This is a genomic window from Prochlorococcus sp. MIT2309 (genome assembly GCF_059772305.1).
Genome location: NZ_CM186282.1, coordinates 572,867 through 593,739, shown reverse-complemented (window position 1 = coordinate 593,739; position 20,873 = coordinate 572,867). Strand labels below are relative to the sequence as shown.

Below are 20,873 nucleotides of genomic sequence, written 5' to 3'. Positions count from 1 at the left end.
CTATTTGATGATTCTTTTCATTAATTCATCACAAGTTTTTGCTAATGAATTTGAAAATAATCATCTACTTATTAATGATTGGATTAGAAATAAAAATTTATCTAAAATTCATCTGGAGAAAGCAGAATTTTTTTTGAAAAGAGGAGATAAGATGAAAGCATGTCAAGAGCAAAATAAAGCTAGCTTTTACGGGGAAAAATCTCTGGCTTCTCTGAGGCTTGCCTTTGAGTTTTATAAAAAAGATTTTGACCCTGATTTGTTAGCGACTTTGAGCAAAAAGCTAGATAATCTTGGAGAAAAATGCAATTGATCCTTTTTAATAGCTTTGAAAACCAGCTTTTAAAGTTTCGAAGCCTTTTCAGCATTCTTCATATATTCAAGGAATCAGAAAAAAGTGCGTTACTATTACGCACCATTAAATAAACGAAAATTTTCTCCAAATTTTTCTTTTGATTCTGCGGTGCCTTAAATGGATAGCGATCTCTTAATACCTCTTTTTTGGACAATCACTTTTGCTTCTTTGATTGTTCTTGGGTTGAGAAAACTCAAGAAAAAGTCACCCAGGGAAAAGAAGTGGGTTAGACCCTCTTCCCAAGATAGGGAAGGCGACAAATAGTTCTTAATGGCACATTTATCAAATCTTATTTATATGGAAAATTTTCAGAACCTTTTTGAATTTGCAAGATTAGTTTTAATTTTGGTTTTGGGGGGGACCGCTTTCAAAGTGTGCATTTCCCTTATCCAAGGCAAAAAAATAGAGGTAAATCCATTGAACCCTCTAAATTTAAAAGCAAGATGGCCTTCAGAAAAAAAAATAAATGAATCTAATGAGGGCAAGAAATAAACGCCAGATTATCTTCAAAAAATCATAATTGCTAGGAACTTTTTTCTTAATTAAATTTTTGATTAAAGGAACTTAAATTTTATGGTAATCAAAATCCGACCCATAACACCTTTGGAGAAATTTGAGAGAGCATTAAATTGCGCAGACCTTTCAGAGAGTGATCAAGAGTTAATTGAATATGTTCGGTATGTAGGAGTTTTCACTCAACCTTCTCTGGTAAAGGATTTAAGACTTAAACCTAAACCACCTGTTCTGACAATAATTTGTAAGGCCTGTCAAAAAATTGGTGAGCACATACCAGAACATTTTGAGAAAGTAAGAGCTTGGTCAAAAACTATCAATGATTTTGGAGTTAGATGGGACGGGGATTTGCTTTGTAGTACTGCAAGAAATGTTGATGGTGATCCCCTTACTCCAGAAGCTGGAACTTCTCCCTACGACACCCTGGTAGTTCACAAGGAGTTATTTAAAGGATTCGATTGACTTACTGTATTTTTAAGATCAGTTACTAATAAAATAAGAAAAATTATCTTGGTTATTTTTTTAAGGCGAAGACATCAATACCTTTTTGTTTGAGAAAAAAAAATCCAGCAAAAGCAATTATATTCAGAAAAATTACGAAAAACCATAATTTCCAAGGCTGTTTTTTGTCGAGTTTCATTCAAAAAATAAATTGTTTGATAGCAGAAGTCTTTCATTGTTTTAGACATCTTGATTATGAATCAAACTCAAAAAAAACTTTTCAAGGTGCTACGAGATTGATTTTTTTTTACTTTTTTGTGGTCTTTTCGGGTTTATTTATATTCGTAACCTTTTGTGCCAATGATCCACGCATCAACTTTATTAGGAACAATCACCATTGGAGGCTTCAATCCAATTGCTGCTGCTTTTGGAGTTTTGGCTCTGATTCAAGTCTCTCAATTCATTTATTACGGACTTGATGCTAATGATCCAACCAAAATCTGAATCAAGTAGTCATTTTGGTTGGTCTTTAACAATTTTCAAACCTGATTTTTAAAGTCGGCTTTGATTATCGATAAAAAAAGGCGGGTTATAACCCGCCTTTTTTTATTTGTCCTGCTTGGCCCAGGGATCAATTCGTTTTGAGTCATCAGAATAGTAAAAAAATTGGGTCATGCCAAAAAAAGCACCCAATCCGCAAAGAGCTGCGCTTAAATTAAAGCCTCCTGATGGCTTTATTAACCCAATATCTGAGGGATGAGGAAGTTGAGTTGCAAAATCAAGAATGTGCGTTGGATCAATCATTTAGTTGGATTGCATGAGATAACCCAGGTGGCCACTATGCCAAACCCGTGTTTTGAGATTTTACAACAGCTTCAAAACTATATTTGCCATGAGAATAAATTGAAAACAAATAAATAAAGACCTTTAACTATTTTGTACTTTTGAATTGTGTCGCTAGTAGAGTTTGTTTGGTTTTTCCACTTTCTCTCTTAACAATATGCAGACCTATGGAAATCCAGATGTCACCTATGGGTGGTGGGCTGGTAATTCTGGGGTCACCAACCGCTCAGGCAAGTTCATTGCTGCACACGCTGCACATACAGGCCTGATCTCATTCGCGGCTGGTGGTGCAACCCTCTGGGAGCTTGCACGTTTTGATCCCTCTGTGCCAATGGGCCATCAAAGTTCAATATTTCTTGCGCATCTAGCATCATTTGGTATTGGTTTTGATGACGCAGGAGTATGGACAGGGGCAGGTGTTGCCTCAATTGCCATAGTTCATTTAGTTGCCTCAATGGTTTATGGAGGAGGCGGCTTATTGCACTCGCTTCTTTTTCCAGGCGACATGCAGGATTCAAATGTTGCTCAAGCCAGAAAGTTCAAACTTGAATGGAATAATCCAGATAATCAAACATTTATTCTGGGACACCATTTGTTTTTCATGGGACTTGCTTGTACGGCTTTTGTCGAATGGGCAAGAATTCATGGAATCTATGATCCAGCAATAGGCGCTGTTCGTCAGGTCAACTACAACTTGGACTTGACAATGATATGGCAACGTCAATTTGATTTCCTATCTATAGATAGCCTTGAAGATGTCATGGGTGGCCATGCATTTCTAGCCTTCGTAGAAACAACCGGTGGAGCTCTTCATGTTATTGCTGGTTCTACTCCTTGGGAGAAGAAAAGGCTTGGCTCTTGGAGTAAGTTCAAAGGTTCTGAGTTGCTGTCAGCTGAGGCAATCCTCTCTTTCTCACTTGCTGGTATTGGCTGGATGGCCATTGTTGCAGCCTTCTGGTGTGCATCAAATACAACTGTTTATCCAGAGGCCTTTTACGGCGAACCACTCCAGTTGAAATTTGCTATCTCTCCTTATTGGGTTGATACAGTTGATTTATCTGGAACTAATGCTGCGTTTTGGGGGCATACCACAAGAGCAGCTTTATCAAATGTTCATTATTACTTCGGTTTCTTCTTTATTCAAGGTCACTTATGGCACGCATTGCGAGCTCTAGGCTTTGATTTCAGCAAAGTTAGAAGTGCTATTGGAAATGATTCAAGCTCTGAGGAATTTCGTCTTAGCTCCTAGAAAAAATTTCTAGTTCTAATGCATCAAAAAACAAAAACCTCACAAATTTTGTGGGGTTTTTTTTTTGTATTGTCTTTTAAGATCCTTATCAAAGTCAGTTCTTAATTTTGTATGGATTTGCTTTTCAAAAGATCTTGATTTAGTTAAGCGATAATTATCAAAGAGGATAAATTTTTATAAAACCTTATCCTCACAGCTTTCTGAATATTTACGACTCTTTGATATTTTGAATTGGAAAGCTTTTTTAATCAAATTATTCTGAAGTTTTACTGTTTTTTTTTTTTTTGAAAGATTGACGAAATGCATCAACTCAATAAAGACCTCTAACTATTCTGACCATATTAAATGACACGCTTGTAATCTGATTTAGGTATGTTGCTCGTTCTCTTAAATTATGCAGACCTATGGAAATCCAGACGTCACCTATGGGTGGTGGGCTGGAAATGCTGGGGTCACTTATCGCTCAGGCAAATTTATTGCTGCACACGCTGCACATACAGGCCTGATTGCTTTTGCTGCTGGCGCAGCCACCCTTTGGGAGCTTGCTCGATTTGACCCGTCAATTCCGATGGGCCATCAGAGTTCCCTATTCTTAGCTCACCTTGCAACCTTTGGAATTGGTTTTGATGAAGCCGGTACCTGGACCGGTGCAGGGGTTGTTTCCATTGCTGTTGTCCATTTAATTGGTTCAATGGCTTATGGCGCTGGAGGCTTATTGCACTCAGTGAAATTTGAGGGTGATATGCAAGACAGCTCTGTTAAGCAAGCTAGAAAATTCAAGCTTGAGTGGGATAACCCCGACAATTTGACTTTTATTCTTGGCCATCATTTAATTCTTTTTGGCATCGCGAACATCATGTTCGTCGAATGGGCCAGAATACATGGAATCTTTGATCCTTCTGTTGGCGCTGTAAGGCAAGTTGAGTACAACTTAAACTTGGCTTCTATATGGAATCATCAATTTGATTTCATCACTATCAATAGTCTCGAAGATGTGATGGGGGGACATGCATTTTTAGCTTTTGCTCAGATTGCTGGAGGTGCGCATCACATTGCTACGAAAATGGGTTCTGGTTTACTTGGACAATACACTGAGTTCAAAGGTGCCAAGGTCTTATCAGCTGAATCAGTACTTTCCTATTCGCTAGCGGGAATTGGTTGGATGGCTATTGTTGCTGCTTTTTGGGCTGCAACTAATACAACTGTTTATCCTGAACAATTCTATGGAGAAGTGCTTACTTTCAAATTTGGCATTGCTCCATATTGGGTTGATACCGTTGAGGGTGGCTCTGCTTTTTGGGGGCATACTACTCGCGCAGCTCTAGTTAATGTTCATTACTACTTTGGATTTTTCTTTATTCAGGGTCACCTATGGCATGCGATTAGGTCTTTGGGCTTTGATTTCAAAAGAGTTAGCAGGGCTGTCTCTAACTTGGGCGCAACCTCGGTATCTCTTAATGGTTAAAGAAATTTAATCAAATTTAAAATCCTTTTAAGGAATAAACAAAAAAGCCCCGATATTTAATCGGGGCTTTTTTGTTTTCCACTCTTAGATAAAACGACCCGTAAAAACGCAAAGAACGCTTCACAGTTCTTATTGTATATGTAAAGATTCATTAAGAAGAATAATTACCCCCCTCTATCGCAGTCCATTACAGTAATTCAACACATTATGAATCGAGTTTAAAATTTGTGTAATGTGCCAAAGTATAGATTTTTTTAATTAAATTATGCAGACCTATGGAAATCCAGACGTCACCTATGGGTGGTGGGCTGGTAATTCTCGGGTCACCAATCGCTCAGGGAAATTCATTGCTGCACATGCTGCGCATACTGGTTTGATTTCCTTCGCTGCTGGAGCAAGCACTCTTTGGGAGCTTGCTAGGTTTGACCCCTCAATAGCAATGGGCCATCAGAGCTCAATTTTTCTAGCTCATTTGGCTTCAATAGGAATTGGTTTTGACCAAACTGGTACTTGGACAGGTGAAAATGTTGCTTCAATAGCGATTGTTCATTTAATCGCATCTCTGGTTTACGCCGGAGGAGCCTTAGCTCATTCATTGTTGTTCAACGCTGATCTTGAAAGTGGCCCAATTCCAACAACCAAAAAATTCCAAATCAAATGGGATAGTCCAGATAAATTAACATTCATTCTTGGCCATCATTTGATATTTCTTGGTGTTGCCTGCATTTGGTTTGTTGAATGGGCAAGATGGCATGGTATCTATGATCCAGCCATTGGAGAGGTACGACAGGTTTTTCCAGGGTATGGTGATTTTGGCAGAATCTGGAGCCATCAGTATGACTTCCTGAAGATTGACAGCCTAGAGGAGGTTATGGAAGGACATGCATTTTTAGCCTTTTTGGAGATTAGTGGGGGAGCCTGGCATATTGCTACTCGTCAAATTGGTGAGTATGACAAATTTAAAGGAGCAGGCTTACTAGGTGCAGAAGCTGTTCTTTCTTGGTCCTTAGCAGGAATAGGTTGGATGGCTATTGTTGCAGCCTTTTGGTGTGCATCAAACACAACCGTTTATCCTGAAGCCTTTTATGGCGAACCGCTTGCATTGAAATTTGGCATCTCACCTTATTGGATAGATACAGGTGATCTATCAGATGGAAATGCATTTTGGGGGCATTCCACGAGGGCTGCTATCTCCAATGTTCACTATTATTTTGGTTTTTTCTTTATTCAAGGCCATATCTGGCATGCGCTCAGAGCAATGGGCTTTGATTTTAGAAGAGTTGCAAACGTAATCGGGAATGTAACAGGAGCATCCGCTACCTCTTAGTTTTATTTAAAACAATTATCTATTTTGGTAACCTAAAGGTCAGATTAATTTTGACCTTTAGGTTTTTATTTTTAATATATTATTAATTTCCAATTATTATTTTAAATTTTACAAACAAATATTTTTATCTTAAAAATCTTCTTGATGTTATTTTTTGGAATATAAAAATTTAAAGATTTATTGTTCTCAATAATAATAATATTATTATTACGATTCAAATACAAAAGGCATTTATGCTAGTTATGATGGGATTAATTAACTCTCAAAGGAGAACATTCTCTAATGTTTCTTTCTCAGATGCAGATTATGAAGATAGAGAGACCTTATTTTACTATAAAATTATAGAGATTGAATGATTAATCGGTAGAAGAATTTTTTAAAAACTCATCTCATTTAGTTATTTATATGGCCGAAAAAAAAAAAAAAAAAATGCAAAAGAGAAAAATGCTCCAAGTGGAAAGGTGGTAAGTGTAAATGCGGTAAAAAAATCACAAAAATTTAAATGCGTGGCTCGGTTCTAACTATTTGGCTACAAAATAAATAGTTGGATTTATTCAAATGTCCAAAGCTGTTCTTAACGAGGAGGATCTCAAGAATATTCTTTTTGATGTTCTTGATGGAATTCCAGCTCAAGGAGATGAGCCTCAAGAAGCATTTACTTTTAGGCAAGAAATTGAGAAGAGTGATGGCATTATGGCTATTCGAGCAGAGGAACTAGGATTGAAAAATGTTTTACTTGAATTTCCAACAGATACACTTGGTTATTTATCTGATTAAGTTAATAAGTTAAGTTAAACCAGATATAATAAAAATATTAATTTTTCACTAGATTTCTTTTCTGCATATTACTTATTATTTCCCAAAAATAAGCTATTGCAAAAGGACAAAACACTACTCCTAGTGTGGGAATTATAAGATACTCTAAATTCATACATCTTTGCACTACTTCTAGTGATAGCTAGAAAAATAAATTGTGTAAACCTTTTTTAAGGGTTTTATATTTATTTTAAATATGGTTTGTAAATTTTGTTACTGGCAACTATTAAAATCACTCTTTTCTATTCTTATAAAAACTAAATGCATATTTAATTAAGCATTTACAAGCTTCACCATGAAGTTTATTCATAAATGTTGAGGACATTTTGTTGCAGCAACAGCTACTGCTGCGATAGATATATTACTGGATTTCTGAATAACGGTTTTAACTTCCTTAACGCCGTATTTCTCACTAGCATCACTATACGAAAGAAGTAAAGACTTATAACTATCATTACCCTCAGATCGATATTTGCAGAAATTATCTCCAACTGTATTTAATAACGCCATTAATGTAAGTTCAAGCATTTTAAAAGAAAGTAATTTAAAGTAATTAATTGATCTCTAAATAATCTACTTCATTGCTAACTCAATATTTGTTGATAAATGCTTATTGAACTTAATTCTATGAATCATTTCATTCATTGAAATTTCCTTCTCTTTTTTCGTTGTCTTCTGAGAATTTTGATATTTCATCGTTTTTGTCAATATTTTTTTGAAGTTTATCAATATCAGAATTGATAGAGGGTATTGGTTGATCTGATTGTTCAGTTGGTTTGTCAAAATCAGAATTGATAGAAGGTATTGGTTGATCTGATTGTTCAGTTGGTTTGTCAAAATCAGAATTGATAGAAGGTATTGGTTGATCTGATTGTTCAGTTGGTTTGTCAAAATCAGAATTGATAGAAGGTATTGGTTGATCTGATTGTTCAGTTGGTTTGTCAAAATCAGAATTGATAGAAGGTATTGGTTGATCTGATTGTTCAGTTGGTTTGTCAAAATCAGAATTGATAGAAGGTATTGGTTGATCTGATTTTTCTGGAGAAACGGTACTATTTTTCTCTCCCATATCATTTATAGAATCATTTTGAATCTTTGATGTCTCAGTGCTCTTCGATATATTTACTTTTAAAGTGGCGTTTTCACTTCTCTTTTTATCAATAATTTCTTTTAAGTAAACCAAAAGCTTTTTGAGATTTGAAAAAAGCTTTTTCAAATCATTGAAAATTTCAGAAAGCATTAGCTTGATTTCAGTTGCTTCATCTCCTTTATTGAGGAATAACAGCAATCCAGCTATTGATCCTAGGAATATTAAAAAAAGAAAAAAATAACCCATGAAAATATGACTTCTTAATATCAAGATCCCTCTTAATTGTTTGAAATCAAGTGCTTAGGCTAAGTTTTGTATGTATTTGATATACATGTAAAAAAAAACGATTTTTAGGTCAGAGTTAAAATAAGGAGAATTTTATTTACCCAAAAGTATTACCGTCATATCCCCATTGACTACCATTAATGTCTTCAAATGCAATGTAAATCCTGTCTTTTGGAATGCCCATTGAATCGAAAATTAGATTACAGAACGAAGAAGTCATTTTTTTTGGATTGAGAGAACCAATTGATTTGATTTCTATAAAACAAGCAGGATCATTCTTTTCTCCTGCAAAAATCATTGGTTTCCCCATCTCCAAAATTACCATTACATAACTCTCAGGTTTTCCTGTCGCAATTGAAAGCTCTGATGAAAGTCTTTGAAGGAGTTTAGTTTGATTTTTGGAATCTTTTAACGAGGTTGTGACTCTAATTAGAGGCATTTTGTTTATTGTGAATAAATCAAAACTATCAGAAATTTTAATATTTTTAATTTTTTGTCCAATATGGATTGCTCATTCAATGACCAAACTCGCACTTGGCTGAGTTAATGGTTAAGGTGTGTTTTTTGTTACATCATTGGATGAAAAACAATATATCTACTGTATCTGTAGAACCAATTAGTAATTTTGACGCCAGTCGAGACCAAGGGATGATGATGGGCTCACTTTTAGTGGGCTTTAATTTGCTGCTAATGATAGGCGTTACTCTTTATTGGACAAATACCACCTTTCATTGCTTAATTTCAGGTAAACCACTCTGAGTACACATTTAATAGAATATTTAAGAAAGTAAATTGATTTATCTTTCTCTTTCGTAAACCCCATAAATCAGCTGATCTGGGGCAAAGTTATACAAACAGCTAATCGAGTGATGTTTAAAAGCATTAAAAGAGATTTTTTAATTCCCTTGATCCTTGGAGTTTTCTTATTCACTATTGCTCCATTTTCAACAAATGCTGCTGCCTCTTTTGAAAAGACAGGAGAGGGTGACGAAGTTCCAAATTACGTTCGAGCTGACATAACTGGGTTTGATTTACACGGTCAGGATTTATCTAAGTCTTCCATTGCTGGGGCAGTTGCTAGGGACGCAAATTTTAGCGATGTGGACCTGCATGGCACTGTTCTTACTTTATCTGATCTTAAAGGTTCAAATTTAAACGGTATAAATCTCACTGACACTCTCTCCGATAGGGTTAACTTCCAAAAAACGGACCTTAGAAATGCCATCTTGATTAACATGATTGCCTCAGGGAGTAGTTTTGCCGGGGCTCAAATAGAGGGAGCAGATTTTACTTATGCAATACTTGACAGTGATGATCAAAAAAACCTGTGCGCAATAGCAGAAGGCACTAATCCAATAACAGGTGTAAATACAAGAGAAAGTCTTGAATGTGTTGGAGGTGGAGGTGGATATAAGCCAGCGATGCCGGGAACATAATAAAGCCAATCAATTCCTACAGCTATTGCACTTCTCTTGCTTTGCTGTTTTGCTTGGACAGAGTTCTTCTTAATTAATTTGAATAGATTCTGGCCACACCGACCCTCTCCAAAGGGATTTTCAATAGAAAAACTTGCTAGAGATTATCGCCAAAGGGTTTCTGGCAACTATTTAAGGACAAAAAATAACTCCAATAATGAAAAAATTTCACTCGTGGCGAATAGTCAGAAATCACCACAAAGTCAATTTATCCATTGGGCAAATCGTGATTTCAATGAGTATCAAGATTTTTTATGATCTTTAAACTGATTTATTTTAAATTTAAAAATTATCATAAAGGAAAATAAAAAATAGAATAATTCTTTGGAAATATAATTTAAATTAATAACATTAAAGGTATTTCTTTTTCCCGTCACTTCCATATTTATAAACTCCGCCTTTAGGACCTAAAAAAAGCATTTCTCCATTCATTTTAGATTTTCCATATTTACTCAACCTGGCTCTATGAATATCTGCTTTTTCTCTGATTTCAAATTCATTGTACCAGGTGCTTATTCTTATATTTATTTCAGGGTCATTCATTAATGAATCTGACATCCTTTCTGATAATTTGATTCTGACATGATTCTTATTTTTAAACTTATTTTTAAATCTTTCAATTAAAGTAACTGATTTTAATTTTTTCCTCGAATTAAATTTAATGATAAAGAAAATTAATAAAAGTGTAAATAAAATAATAACTAGAATGGAACTTATCAAGATTGCTATCTATATCTAAGAATTTATTCTATCAGAAAGTTTGATGCTTTTATATGATTAAGAGAAAATATTATTTTTTGTTGTTTTAATAATTGTATATTTAGTTTTTTATAATAATATCAAATCCCACATTGCTTTTATAAGTTAAAATTTCTTTTTTAAAAATTCCTTTTTTAAAGAATAAAACTAAAATGTAGGATGATTCTATGAATAATAAAACTAATATTATATTAATTAAAATATAAAAATTTACTAAATCGAAATCTTTTTTTTCTTTTATTGGATTTAGTTGGTTCATTTTAGAATTTAATCATATTTAGTATAAGGACCAAAATAAGTGGCACATTTCGCCCCACAATGTGCCCCTAGGCTTAATGCCTTAACAATATCCCAGCTTGCTGCCATTCCAACAGTAAATCCTGCAGCAAATTTATCTCCACATCCATAAGTGTCAACTGGTTTGGAATCTAATTTGATAGATTTAAATCTTCCCGTTGGGTAAACAATTCCACCCTCAGCGCCTCGAGTCTTAATTAGAAGTTTTGGTGTTTTTTGTATTTCATCTGATTGATATTTTTCTCCTGGATCTAGATCACTCCCGACAAGAGCATCAAGTTTGATTTTTGATTTATTGATAGCACCAATACCCAAACGAGGAGTTGCAGCTAAAAATTTAGCTTTTCTGGCATACCTAATTGAATCAACATCACCAGCAGTAATAAAAACGCCATCAAAATCATTTAAATCTTCCCAAGGGAGATTATCCATTGAGTTGGGTTCAAGTCTCTCTCCCATAACAGTTATTGCTCTATCTCCAGAATTGTCTACAAAGCTAATTCCTTCACGAGTGGAAGAATTTCTCCAACCAACGTGAAGAGTAAGTCCTAGAGTTTCTAATCTTTGGTAGCATTTTTCACCTATTGAATCTCTCCCAAGAGCCGTAAAGAAGTGCACAGAACTATTAACTATATTTCTCATTTCCACTGCAATTAAAGCCCCACCACCAGCAGGTTCTTCAATCCCATAACTTGAATGAGAGATTTGCCCTCTTTTCGGTAATTGATCCACTTTTAAAAACTTTACCCATTCAACATGACCAATAACAGCAAGCTTTAATTTTGGTATTTTATCTAAATGTCTAAAATCAACTAAATCCATCTGAATAACAGAAGTAACAAAAACTCATGCTTGAATCTATTTTACAAAACATTTAGGATTCAAACTGATTTTTAATTTCTTAGTTTTTAAATGAATCAATCTAGAAAAATCCTTAGTTTTGTTTATTTGGCTTTTGCAATAGCGGGTTTGATTCTCCCCACTCTATCAAATATAAACTATGCAAATTCGTATGGAAGTTTTGATATTGCAAACTTTATTTCATTAGCTAATGCAAATCCTGCCGCACAATCTCTTTCAAGGGATCTTTTTATTGGCGCTGGTGCTGTAACAGTTTGGATTGTGAGTGAATCTAAGAAATTAGAAATGAAAAACATGTGGATTGTCTACAGCTCATTTTTGATTGCTTTTGCTTTCGCTGCACCTTTATTTTTATTTTTAAGAGAGAAACGTCTTCTTGAATTGGAGAAATAATCTTTTAATTTACTTGATTTGTTGGATTAATTTTCTTTGCAAGAGGTACTAATAATAGTGCTATAAAAGAAAGTGAAATCCAGAGTATAAAACCTCCGCTATTCTTATCTAATAAGTATCCTGCAATTATTGGGGCTACAATCGCACTTATACCAAAGCATTGTGAAAATAAGGCCATTGAAATACCTCTTCTGGATATGGAGGAGTTTTTAACAATACCCTCCGTAGCTGTGGGTAAGAATGCTGTTATCCCAAGTGCAATAAAGAATAAAGCCAAAATTACTATTGTAATACCTATTTTAAAAAGACTTGATAATGAAATAAGTAAGCAACCTAATCCTAAGCAAGTAAGGCTAAAATTAAGTCCATAATTAATACCCTTTTCACTCATTACTTTACCAACTGGCCACTGAAATAACAGAATTAGGCCCAGTTGAAGAGCAAGTATTAAGCCACTGATTGTATCACTTAAAGCCGGCCTTTCTAAACCTCCTTTAACTAGATCTAATGGGAGGGCACTTTGTAAAAGAGTAAATATGGAAGTAGCAAAAAGACTAATTATTAATATGGGAATAATATTGCTTAGCCATTTTTTTAAGTTAGATCTTTTTATTTTTTTATCCTCGATTAAATAATTTTTATTCGAGAAGGTGTCTTTTTTTAAGTTTTCGATGAATATTTTATTATCTATCAAAAGTCTCAAAAGCAGAAGCATAAAGAATATATCCAAGTAATAAATGTATCTAATTTGATTTATTGATGAAAAAACTGTACCTAATGACGCACCAAAGCATATCCCCAGTGCATCAGCAGCTCTAACTAAGGCAAATCCTTTGCTAGAAGGATATGTTCCACAATTTATTGGAACTGCCAATTCGACTGATGGCCAATATGTTCCCGCTGCTGCACCTAAAAGAAATTGTCCTTGAAGGAATCCAATATAGTTTGAAGCCTGGAGTAGTAATAAATCTGCCAAAATTGCAAGGCAAGCAGCAATTCGAAGTGGAAGCCAAAAGTTTATTTTTTTGTCAAGAAAAAATCCCGAGACTATTCTTGCAAAAGTCCCAGAAAGCGCTGCTACAGTTACACCTGTGCCTATTTGAGATGCAGAAAAACCAACATTATTGAATAATAATGGTGTCAAATACAGAACTGCCCCTGCACCTATAGAGGCATAAAGTCTTCCCTTGGCTACTAAACGTAGTCCCTCAGGGAATTGACTCCACCATACTTTTGGATTTTGTGTCGAAATCAATTCGTTTATTGCAAAGAATAGTTTTTTTCAGCTTTATGGGCAGCATGCTAACTGCTGTTCATCCTAGTTTTGATTTAAAGGCCGCTGAGAGAGTTGAGATCCATTTTGAGGAGATGTCTATACCTATTTCCATTAATGAATTGGATAATTGGAGTAAAAGAGATGGTGAGGGAAATACTGAATTGGCTACATGGTTGAGTTTGCTTGGATTTGAAAATAGAACTGCTTTGTTGAAATTTCTAAAGGAACCGCATTTAAAGGATGAAGAGATTATTCTTCAGTTTCTTCGAAGTTGGTTTGGAAGAGAGCTTTTTAATGAATTAGGCAAGATTATTCAATTAGATAATGAAAAGTCTGAGAAAAAGATTTTCCAGACTATTGAAAATATCCTTATAACGAAAGATGATGCTTCATTGATTTCAATTTTACAATCAATGCCTGGTGAAGTTATTAATATAAATCTAGACAGATTAGTAAAAATTATCGGTAAATGGCGAACTGAATTAAAGAAACAGCAAAAATTATTATCTGATCTAAATTTAAGTTCGTTATCTATTGATAAAAGCAATATCGAAATAACATCAACCTCAAAAAATAATGCTTTAAAAGAGTCTTTTTATGAGATAGTCCCCCTCAATGTAAAGCATCGAAATGAGTCTTTAAATATTGAGATTTGGAAACCATCAAGTTCAAATAATACTCGTTCAGATTTAATTATTTTTATGCCTGGAATAGGGGGAGATAGAGATCATTTCAGGTGGTTGGCTCGAAGTCTGAGTCATCATGGTTGGCCTGTCATTCTCTTGCAGCATCCTGGAAGCGATTCGAAATATTTGAAAGCTCTCTTTAGCGGAGAAGTTTCGGCACCTGGTATTGAAATCGTTCCAGATAGAATCAAAGACATATATTCAGTTATTGAAGCAAAGTCAAATAATTTGATAAGTGTTCCTGGTGAAAATATTGTTCTTATTGGCCACTCTCTTGGCTCTTTGACAGCATTCCTTGCTGCAGGAGCACCGCCTGGAGACTCTCTAAAACAAAGTTGCTCTTATGCTCTTGAAGACTTCTCTTTGACCAATCTTTCTGTCTTATTACAATGTCAATTTGTTGATTATTCACCTATAGCTATTAAAGAGATTCATACTCTTAAGGCAATTATTGGAATAAATAGTTTTGGTAGTTTAATTTGGCCTGAGGTTTTAGATATTGATAATCAAATCCCATTCTTTTTCGCAGGTGGAACTTTTGATCTTGTTACTCCCGCGATATATGAACAACTTGGATTATTTATGGCTACAAAACCCCACCCGCATAGCAGAGTTTTGATTATTGAAGGAGCAAGTCATTTCTCACCCATAAGAGTAGGAGGCCAGTTAGACAATAAGACTAATAATGATGTCTTCAATTTAACTAAAGATTTTGTTGGATTACATCCACTTTCAGTTCAAAGTTTACTTTCAAATCAAATTATTAATTTTCTTGATAACTTAAATACTGAGAAAGGACTAAGAGTTAACCTTAATTTAGAAAAAGATAATATCAAATATCATTTAATTGACAGATCAAAAATAGAAGAATTACTAAATAATTAATATTTAATTCTTGGATCAAAAATTGCTATCAGTAAATCAATAGAAATACTAATAAAAATTATCATAGATGAGACAACCACAATAAATCCTTGAACTACTGGGTAATCTCTAAGGTTGATAGCTTCTTGTAAACCAAGAGCTAATCCAGGCCAAGAAAAAGTAATTTCTATTAAAAGAGCTCCACCCACAAGAGATGCAATAGTTAATCCAGAAATGGTTAAAAGTGGAAGTAGAGAGTTTGGAAGTGCATGATTAAGGATTATTTGTTTTTGTTTTAAACCTCTGCTTCTAGCAGCCTCTATGAAGTCTCCTCTTAAAGCTTTACCAAGATTTAGTCTCAATGATCGACTAAAAATACCACTTAACAAAAAACCTAAAGTGAAGGCTGGGAGCGCTAAATGTCTAATAGATCCCTGTAAGGCCAACCAATCTTTTGAGAGAATACTATCCAAAATCAAAAAACCAGTGCCTGAGGGTTCAATCAAGTTGGGGGGGAATCTTCCCCCAATAGGTAGCCAACCCAGAGAAACTGCAAATAAAAATTGGAAAACCATCGCGACCCAAAAAGGCGGTAATGCATAAGTTGTAATGCCAAACATTCTTCCAGAAAAATCTATTTTTCCTTCTGGCTTTGCTATTCCACTAAAACCAACAATAATTCCTATTGTTAAGGCGATTAATAAGGCTAATAACCCAAGTTCAATACTTGCTGGTAGGGCTCTTAAAATCATATTAAGGACTGGTTCTTGAGAATTTAATGATTCACCAAAATTTCCTTTAATCAGTTCCCCAAGGTAATTTAAATATTGTTTTATAAGTGGTTGATCAAGCCCAAGTCTTGAACGCATTAATTCTTTAGCAGTCTCGTTGGCCTTGTTACCGAGAATTGCATCAACAGGATCACCTGGAGCAATTCTCAAAAGAACAAAAACTAAACTTGATATTATCCATATCATTAAAGGAGCAAGAGTAATCCTAGAGATTACATATCTGAAAATTAAACTATTTCGATTCATGATTTAGTTTTTCAAGTTTTTTTAATAAAACAAAACCAGTACCATCAAATTTTGGTTTATTAATCGTTTTTTTAGACCATGCACGCGGACGGACATTCCAAATAGGAACATATGCTGAGCCTTCTGCAGCAATTTGTTCTACTGTCTCGAGGACCTCTGAGCGCTTATTGCCCTGCAAATGTTCAGATTTCACTAAAAGTTTCTCTATTTCGGATGAAGCCCAAAAAGTTCCACTGAATACGGCCTCTCCCTTCTTGCAGATATTCGATTCCATTTCATTACAGCCAAATAAGGGATAAAGATATGCATAGGCATCTGGGAAAGCTCCTGTCCAATCAAGCATTACAACGGGAAAAACACCTTGGGATAATTGTTTATAGACAGTATTAGAATCAATTCCGTTAATGTTAATTAATAAACAATCGTTAAGATCGCGTCTTATTTGTTCTTTCCATATTAGTGCAAATAATTTATCTGCTGGAACATTTGAACGATAAGTTAAAGGGATAACAAGTCTCTTAGTTCTACAAAAACCCGATTGAATTAATAATTTCCGTGCTTTTGATGGATTGTATTTTGGCCAATATGAGTTTTTTTGGCCTCTTAGTACTTTTGGAGTAATTGATCTTAATGGCTCCCTAAATCCAAAACTTACTTTTTTGCTAATTAAATTGCGGTCAATAGAGAGCGCAATGGCTTGCCGTATTAATTTATTTGAAAAATCTTCATTGTTACTTCTTATTGTTAAGTAACCTATTTCCATTGCAGGTCCTGTTGCTTCATTTAAAAGATTTTTGCTTGCCATCTTACTAAGCGAAAGTATTTGACTATCGGCAATTGAATTTGAGAGAAGCATGTCAATATCGCCATTTTTTATTGCTCCATATAAAGAGAATGAGTTTCTATAATTTATATAATCAATACCCTTGTTCTTTGGCTTTTCCCCCCAATAATTTTTAAATGGTTCGATGCTTTGTTTTTCTGGTTGGAATGATATTAATTTATAGGCGCCTGTGCCTATAAAATTATTATTAAGGAACTTATTTTTATATTTTGAATAGAATGTTGGGGATACTGGAGTTAAATTTATTGAAGTTAATAGACCATTAAAAGATGTTGAAGGCCTTTTTAGATTTAATCTTAATAGGTATTCATCAGGAGTCTCTATACTCTTAATCCTATCCCCAATAATATAACTTTGAGTGCCTATTTTTAGAAATCTGTTGATACTAAATTCCATAGCTTTAGAATTAAATAGTGTTCCATCATGAAAAAAAATATTTTTTTTTAGCTCAATATCTATGGATAAACCATCTTTAGATATTGAAGGTAAACTACTTGCAAGTCTAGGCTCAAGCGTACCATTCTCATTAAGGATATATAGTGTATCTCCGAGCGCACTTATTAATTGTAAAGATCTTAAAGTATTTGCTTGAGCCGGATCAAGCGATTCAATCTTGCCTGCACTAGCCACTACAATTCTATTAGATTCTTTTATGGCTTTACATGAAACTAACGAAAAGTATAAAAATATAATTGTAATTATTTTTAAAATTGTCCTCGGTAGATATACAATTTTGTTTGATTTATTTTTCAAAATAATCCATAAAAATAGAAAATAATTTATTGTAAAACAATAACTTGAGTGGTTGATATTTCGAAAACTGGAGAGCCATTAGTTAGTAATGGCCATCTTCTTAACCAACACTTATTATGATTGTTGTCAACACCTATAACTTGAAATAGATTTTTATCATCAATTAGCTTAACGCAATCTCCTTGATTTATAATTTTGTCAAGCTCTTTCGAACTATTTTTTTTTAGTGACATAGTACTATTCGAGTGATAGAAGCCAATAGACATAAAGGCCACCATTCTTTTTATAGAATTAGCAATTCCTCAAGATAATTGCCAGCTTTGCCTTCATTTACAAACAACCTAAATTTGCTTCTATAGATTTTACTTCAGGTAATTTTTTAATGTCTAATAAGGAATTGTCTATTAACCCTTTATGAACTTTATGAGTAATTACAACTATTTCAGCCTCCCTTTTTATTGCATCAAATTGCACGATTGATTGTATTGAAACATTATTGTCCCCAAAAACATTGCCAATTCGACCAATTACCCCTGGAGAATCTTCAGTAATTAACCTGATATAGCTTTTCTTTAAAAATTTACTTTGATCAACAATTTCGCAAAATCTCCAACTTACGGAAGAGAGAAGTGGGTCAAGGCAATTAGAGGACTGTTCCATAACTTTGATGCCAGAAATATTTAAAATATCTGCAACCACTGCAGATGCTGTTGGCCCTGAACCGGCTCCTGGACCGTAAAACATTACATCGCCAATTGGTTCTCCCTCTATCAAAATTGCATTGTTTACATCATTGACTGATGCAAGTGGGTGCTCCAAGGGAATTAATGTTGGTTCCACCCAAATAGCAAGTGGTGTAGTGCCAGTTTTTTCTTGTTGATACTCTTCAAGATTTTGTCCTGTTGCTAGAAGCTTTATCACATAGCCGAGTCTTTGGGCATATTCAATATCTCTGCTTTGAAGATTATTTATTCCCGCTGTTGGTATTTGATCTCTTTTAACACTTCCCCCAAAGGCTAATCCGCTCAATATTGCAATCTTGTCAGCAGCATCAGAGCCCTCTACATCAGCAGCAGGATCAGCTTCTGCGTAACCTAGTTCTTGAGCTTCTTTAAGAATAATCTCATATCCGGCTCCCTCCTTAGTCATTTTGCTCAGGATGTAGTTGGTTGTTCCATTGATTATTCCACTTATCTTTTTTAATCTGTTTCCACCTAACGATTGTTTTAAAGGTTCAATAATTGGAATGCCTCCGCCAACTGCTGCTTCGATTAATACATAAACTCCCTCGTGGTTAGCTGCCTCTTCGATTTCTTTACCATGTCTTGCAATTACTGCTTTGTTTGCGGTTACGACGGATTTACCAAGGGAGATAGCTTTCAATATTAGTGACCTGGCAGGTTCTACCCCTCCCATAACCTCGACGATTATGTCGATACTTGGATCGTTGACGACTTCTAGAGGATCTTCAGTGAGCCGAGCAGTTTTTAGAGAGATAGTTCTATTTTTATTGATGTTTTTAACGGCAATACTCACAAGCTCGATTTTTGAGAGAAGAGGATTACGTCCCTCTGGTTCATTGAAAATTTTTAAAACACCACTGCCTACGGTTCCAAGTCCTAGAAGACCTACGCGAATTTTTCTAGCCATGTTTTTTTTGTTTAATTGTGTTCTCAGATTTGACTCAATTGATTGGAGCCTGCATTGAGAGATTTTTTGCTTGGCCTTTCATATTTAGCAGTATGTTGAGGAATCCATTGGCTCTTGATGGAGTAAGGCTGGAGTTTAGTCCAGTTGCTTTAATGAAAGAGTTGTCAACTGCAAGAATTTCCTCTGGTGTTAGGTCATTAAGCCCTTCTATTAAAATGCTCAATAATCCTTTAGTTATCAAAGCATCTGAGTAGCCTCTCCATTTGATTACGCCATTTTCCAATTTACCTAAAACGAAGACTTGTGAAACACATCCTTTGACTTTTATTGAGTCGCATATTTCCTCAGCAGGCAGTAGCGGAAGTTTTTTTGCCATCCAAAGGACGTATTCATATTTTCTTTTGGGATCAGCTGTCGACTGTAACCTTTTTACAATTTTGTCAAGGAAGTCGCTACCGAGACTTTTGAGTGGTGGATTTTCTACGTGTGACATATCAATATTTTAAATCCTTAACTGTAATAATTTTAACTAGTTAATTTTTTTAAGTAGACCATTTTCTGTAATCCAATTGTCAAAGGGGATATCCCATGGGTCCCTTGGTAATGGTTTTTCGGAAACGCAACACTGTGGCAAAATGACTATTGCTTTTATTGAAAGCCAATTTCTTTTTGATCTCAATCGATCATAAAAGCCACCTCCAGCCCCAAGTCTGTAACCATTTCTATCAATGGCAAAAGCTGGAATAAAAAGGGTTGATATTTCCTCAGGTTTTAAGGGCGGGTTAGTCATTGGTGAGGGTATGCCAAAAAAATCTTTCCCAAGAGGTTCACTTGACCATCGCCTATATGTCAAGGTTTTATTTTTCTCGCAATGGGGTAAAGCAAATTTTAAGTTTTTTTTTCCTCTCAACAAACTTAGATCAACCTCACCAATAAGTGGCCAGTAAATACCTATGTATTTTTTTCTTAACTCCGATGTATTTAAGAAGGTTTCGATATAATTATCTACCTGTTCGTATATTAATTTTTGATTATTTTTTATTTTTAGGTTTCTAATCTCAGAAAAGCTTTTTCTTGCAATATTTTTTTCTGATTTACTTTTCATAATTATAAATTAGTTTTTCTTCTTAAATTTCAGACTGAAGAGATGTTAATGCAATTGCTAACGCATCAGCAGCATCATCAGGCTTAGGGGGAATATCTAAATTGAGTTCGCTCATGACAGATTGAATTACTTCGTTTTTACTTGATTTCCCAGATCCAGTTACAGCTAACTTTACTTGCATTGGCGCCAGATTAATTATTGGTATATTCATTTTTGCTAAGGTCATAATTATTACTCCCCTAGCTTGAACAACACTGATTGTTGTACTTGAACGATAGAAAAAAAACTTTTCAACAGCTGCTTTGTCAGGCCTCCACTTTTTAAGCAATAATTCTAAATCTTGATGTATTTCTAATATTCTATTTTCTTCACTTGAATCCTTCTCAGTTTTTATTATGCCGCAATCAAGCATTATATTTTGATTATTATTTGAATCAATAAGCCCATATCCCACTCTTGCTAAACCAGGGTCAATTCCAATTATTCTCAACT

25 protein-coding genes are annotated in these 20,873 nt (G+C 34.6%); 11 read left to right on the top strand and 14 right to left on the bottom strand.

What is annotated here, in order from left to right; translation table 11 throughout:
• Positions 1-7: 7 nt before the first annotated feature.
• The 4 genes from AC6EJA_RS03320 to AC6EJA_RS03305 all read left to right on the top strand — a co-directional run bounded on the left by AC6EJA_RS03320 (position 8) and on the right by AC6EJA_RS03305 (position 1,810).
• Positions 8-310 carry a hypothetical protein gene (locus AC6EJA_RS03320; protein WP_498503176.1) on the top strand — a complete coding sequence of 101 codons (303 nt, stop codon included), beginning with the start codon at positions 8-10 and terminating at the stop codon, positions 308-310.
• Between the two features lie 159 nt (positions 311-469).
• Positions 470-616 (top strand): hypothetical protein, encoded by a 147-nt coding sequence (locus AC6EJA_RS03315; protein WP_498503175.1) that lies wholly within the window; start codon positions 470-472, stop codon positions 614-616.
• Between the two features lie 309 nt (positions 617-925).
• A complete protein-coding gene (locus AC6EJA_RS03310; protein ID WP_498503174.1) occupies positions 926-1,327 on the top strand; it encodes a hypothetical protein in 402 nt (133 codons plus the stop codon).
• 339 nt (positions 1,328-1,666) lie between these two features.
• Positions 1,667-1,810 carry a hypothetical protein gene (locus AC6EJA_RS03305; protein WP_498503173.1) on the top strand — a complete coding sequence of 48 codons (144 nt, stop codon included), beginning with the start codon at positions 1,667-1,669 and terminating at the stop codon, positions 1,808-1,810.
• Positions 1,811-1,912: 102 nt separating this feature from the next.
• Here the strand turns inward: AC6EJA_RS03305 and AC6EJA_RS03300 are convergent, their stop codons facing one another.
• The gene (locus AC6EJA_RS03300; protein ID WP_498503171.1) at positions 1,913-2,110 is read right to left on the bottom strand and encodes a hypothetical protein; all 198 of its coding nucleotides are present in this window, start codon (positions 2,108-2,110) and stop codon (positions 1,913-1,915) included.
• Between the two features lie 196 nt (positions 2,111-2,306).
• On the opposite strand from AC6EJA_RS03300, the gene AC6EJA_RS03295 reads away from it, so the two are divergent.
• The 4 genes from AC6EJA_RS03295 to AC6EJA_RS03280 all read left to right on the top strand — a co-directional run bounded on the left by AC6EJA_RS03295 (position 2,307) and on the right by AC6EJA_RS03280 (position 6,967).
• Complete coding sequence (locus AC6EJA_RS03295; protein WP_498503170.1) at positions 2,307-3,398, top strand: chlorophyll a/b binding light-harvesting protein; 1,092 nt, start codon at positions 2,307-2,309, stop codon at positions 3,396-3,398.
• 394 nt (positions 3,399-3,792) lie between these two features.
• Entirely contained in the window at positions 3,793-4,863 is a 1,071-nt protein-coding gene (locus AC6EJA_RS03290; RefSeq protein WP_498503169.1) for a chlorophyll a/b binding light-harvesting protein, read from the top strand.
• A 265-nt stretch (positions 4,864-5,128) separates the two neighbouring features.
• Positions 5,129-6,190, top strand: a complete 1,062-nt coding sequence (locus AC6EJA_RS03285) for a chlorophyll a/b binding light-harvesting protein (protein WP_498503168.1) — start codon at positions 5,129-5,131, stop codon at positions 6,188-6,190.
• 558 nt (positions 6,191-6,748) lie between these two features.
• Complete coding sequence (locus AC6EJA_RS03280; protein WP_498503167.1) at positions 6,749-6,967, top strand: hypothetical protein; 219 nt, start codon at positions 6,749-6,751, stop codon at positions 6,965-6,967.
• Between the two features lie 345 nt (positions 6,968-7,312).
• On the opposite strand, the gene AC6EJA_RS03275 is transcribed toward AC6EJA_RS03280, so the two are convergent.
• The 3 genes from AC6EJA_RS03275 to AC6EJA_RS03265 all read right to left on the bottom strand — a co-directional run bounded on the left by AC6EJA_RS03275 (position 7,313) and on the right by AC6EJA_RS03265 (position 8,820).
• Positions 7,313-7,534: a hypothetical protein gene (locus AC6EJA_RS03275; RefSeq protein ID WP_498503166.1), complete on the bottom strand. Its 222-nt coding sequence runs from the start codon at positions 7,532-7,534 to the stop codon at positions 7,313-7,315.
• Between the two features lie 109 nt (positions 7,535-7,643).
• On the bottom strand, positions 7,644-8,342 hold the full coding sequence (locus AC6EJA_RS03270) for a hypothetical protein (RefSeq protein ID WP_498503165.1): 699 nt from the start codon (positions 8,340-8,342) through the stop codon (positions 7,644-7,646).
• 136 nt (positions 8,343-8,478) lie between these two features.
• Entirely contained in the window at positions 8,479-8,820 is a 342-nt protein-coding gene (locus AC6EJA_RS03265; RefSeq protein WP_498503164.1) for a phenylpyruvate tautomerase MIF-related protein, read from the bottom strand.
• Positions 8,821-9,250: 430 nt separating this feature from the next.
• Here AC6EJA_RS03265 and AC6EJA_RS03260 point away from each other — a divergent pair, with 430 nt between their 5' ends.
• Positions 9,251-9,817, top strand: a complete 567-nt coding sequence (locus tag AC6EJA_RS03260; protein ID WP_498503163.1) for a pentapeptide repeat-containing protein — start codon at positions 9,251-9,253, stop codon at positions 9,815-9,817.
• 390 nt (positions 9,818-10,207) lie between these two features.
• Here the strand turns inward: AC6EJA_RS03260 and AC6EJA_RS03255 are convergent, their stop codons facing one another.
• Together AC6EJA_RS03255 and AC6EJA_RS03250 are read right to left on the bottom strand one after the other, a co-directional pair.
• Complete coding sequence (locus tag AC6EJA_RS03255; RefSeq protein ID WP_498503162.1) at positions 10,208-10,414, bottom strand: hypothetical protein; 207 nt, start codon at positions 10,412-10,414, stop codon at positions 10,208-10,210.
• Positions 10,415-10,882: 468 nt separating this feature from the next.
• Positions 10,883-11,734, bottom strand: a complete 852-nt coding sequence (locus AC6EJA_RS03250) for a PfkB family carbohydrate kinase (protein WP_498503161.1) — start codon at positions 11,732-11,734, stop codon at positions 10,883-10,885.
• 90 nt (positions 11,735-11,824) lie between these two features.
• Between AC6EJA_RS03250 and AC6EJA_RS03245 the strand changes: the two genes are divergently transcribed.
• Entirely contained in the window at positions 11,825-12,166 is a 342-nt protein-coding gene (locus AC6EJA_RS03245) for a DUF2834 domain-containing protein (protein WP_498503160.1), read from the top strand.
• A gap of 4 nt (positions 12,167-12,170) precedes the next feature.
• On the opposite strand, the gene AC6EJA_RS03240 is transcribed toward AC6EJA_RS03245, so the two are convergent.
• Entirely contained in the window at positions 12,171-13,421 is a 1,251-nt protein-coding gene (locus AC6EJA_RS03240) for an MFS transporter (RefSeq protein WP_498503159.1), read from the bottom strand.
• A gap of 44 nt (positions 13,422-13,465) precedes the next feature.
• Between AC6EJA_RS03240 and AC6EJA_RS03235 the strand changes: the two genes are divergently transcribed.
• The gene (locus AC6EJA_RS03235; RefSeq protein WP_498503158.1) at positions 13,466-15,013 is read left to right on the top strand and encodes an alpha/beta hydrolase; all 1,548 of its coding nucleotides are present in this window, start codon (positions 13,466-13,468) and stop codon (positions 15,011-15,013) included.
• On the opposite strand, the gene AC6EJA_RS03230 is transcribed toward AC6EJA_RS03235, so the two are convergent.
• From AC6EJA_RS03230 to ruvC, 7 genes are all read right to left on the bottom strand, one after another.
• On the bottom strand, positions 15,010-16,029 hold the full coding sequence (locus AC6EJA_RS03230; RefSeq protein ID WP_498503157.1) for an ABC transporter permease: 1,020 nt from the start codon (positions 16,027-16,029) through the stop codon (positions 15,010-15,012). The two genes, AC6EJA_RS03235 and AC6EJA_RS03230, sit on opposite strands and share 4 nt — an antisense overlap.
• Positions 16,016-17,503 (bottom strand): ABC transporter substrate-binding protein, encoded by a 1,488-nt coding sequence (locus AC6EJA_RS03225; protein ID WP_498503156.1) that lies wholly within the window; start codon positions 17,501-17,503, stop codon positions 16,016-16,018. Before AC6EJA_RS03225 ends, AC6EJA_RS03230 begins: the two co-directional genes overlap by 14 nt.
• Positions 17,504-17,652: 149 nt before the next feature.
• Positions 17,653-17,859 (bottom strand): DUF8657 domain-containing function, encoded by a 207-nt coding sequence (locus tag AC6EJA_RS03220; protein ID WP_498503155.1) that lies wholly within the window; start codon positions 17,857-17,859, stop codon positions 17,653-17,655.
• 97 nt (positions 17,860-17,956) lie between these two features.
• Entirely contained in the window at positions 17,957-19,276 is a 1,320-nt protein-coding gene (locus AC6EJA_RS03215) for a homoserine dehydrogenase (RefSeq protein ID WP_498503154.1), read from the bottom strand.
• A 34-nt stretch (positions 19,277-19,310) separates the two neighbouring features.
• Positions 19,311-19,769 (bottom strand): SufE family protein, encoded by a 459-nt coding sequence (locus tag AC6EJA_RS03210; RefSeq protein WP_498503153.1) that lies wholly within the window; start codon positions 19,767-19,769, stop codon positions 19,311-19,313.
• 36 nt (positions 19,770-19,805) lie between these two features.
• On the bottom strand, positions 19,806-20,381 hold the full coding sequence (locus AC6EJA_RS03205; RefSeq protein ID WP_498503152.1) for a 5-formyltetrahydrofolate cyclo-ligase: 576 nt from the start codon (positions 20,379-20,381) through the stop codon (positions 19,806-19,808).
• Positions 20,382-20,403: 22 nt separating this feature from the next.
• Positions 20,404-20,871: a crossover junction endodeoxyribonuclease RuvC gene (gene ruvC, locus AC6EJA_RS03200; RefSeq protein ID WP_498503151.1), complete on the bottom strand. Its 468-nt coding sequence runs from the start codon at positions 20,869-20,871 to the stop codon at positions 20,404-20,406.
• Positions 20,872-20,873 lie beyond the last annotated feature (2 nt).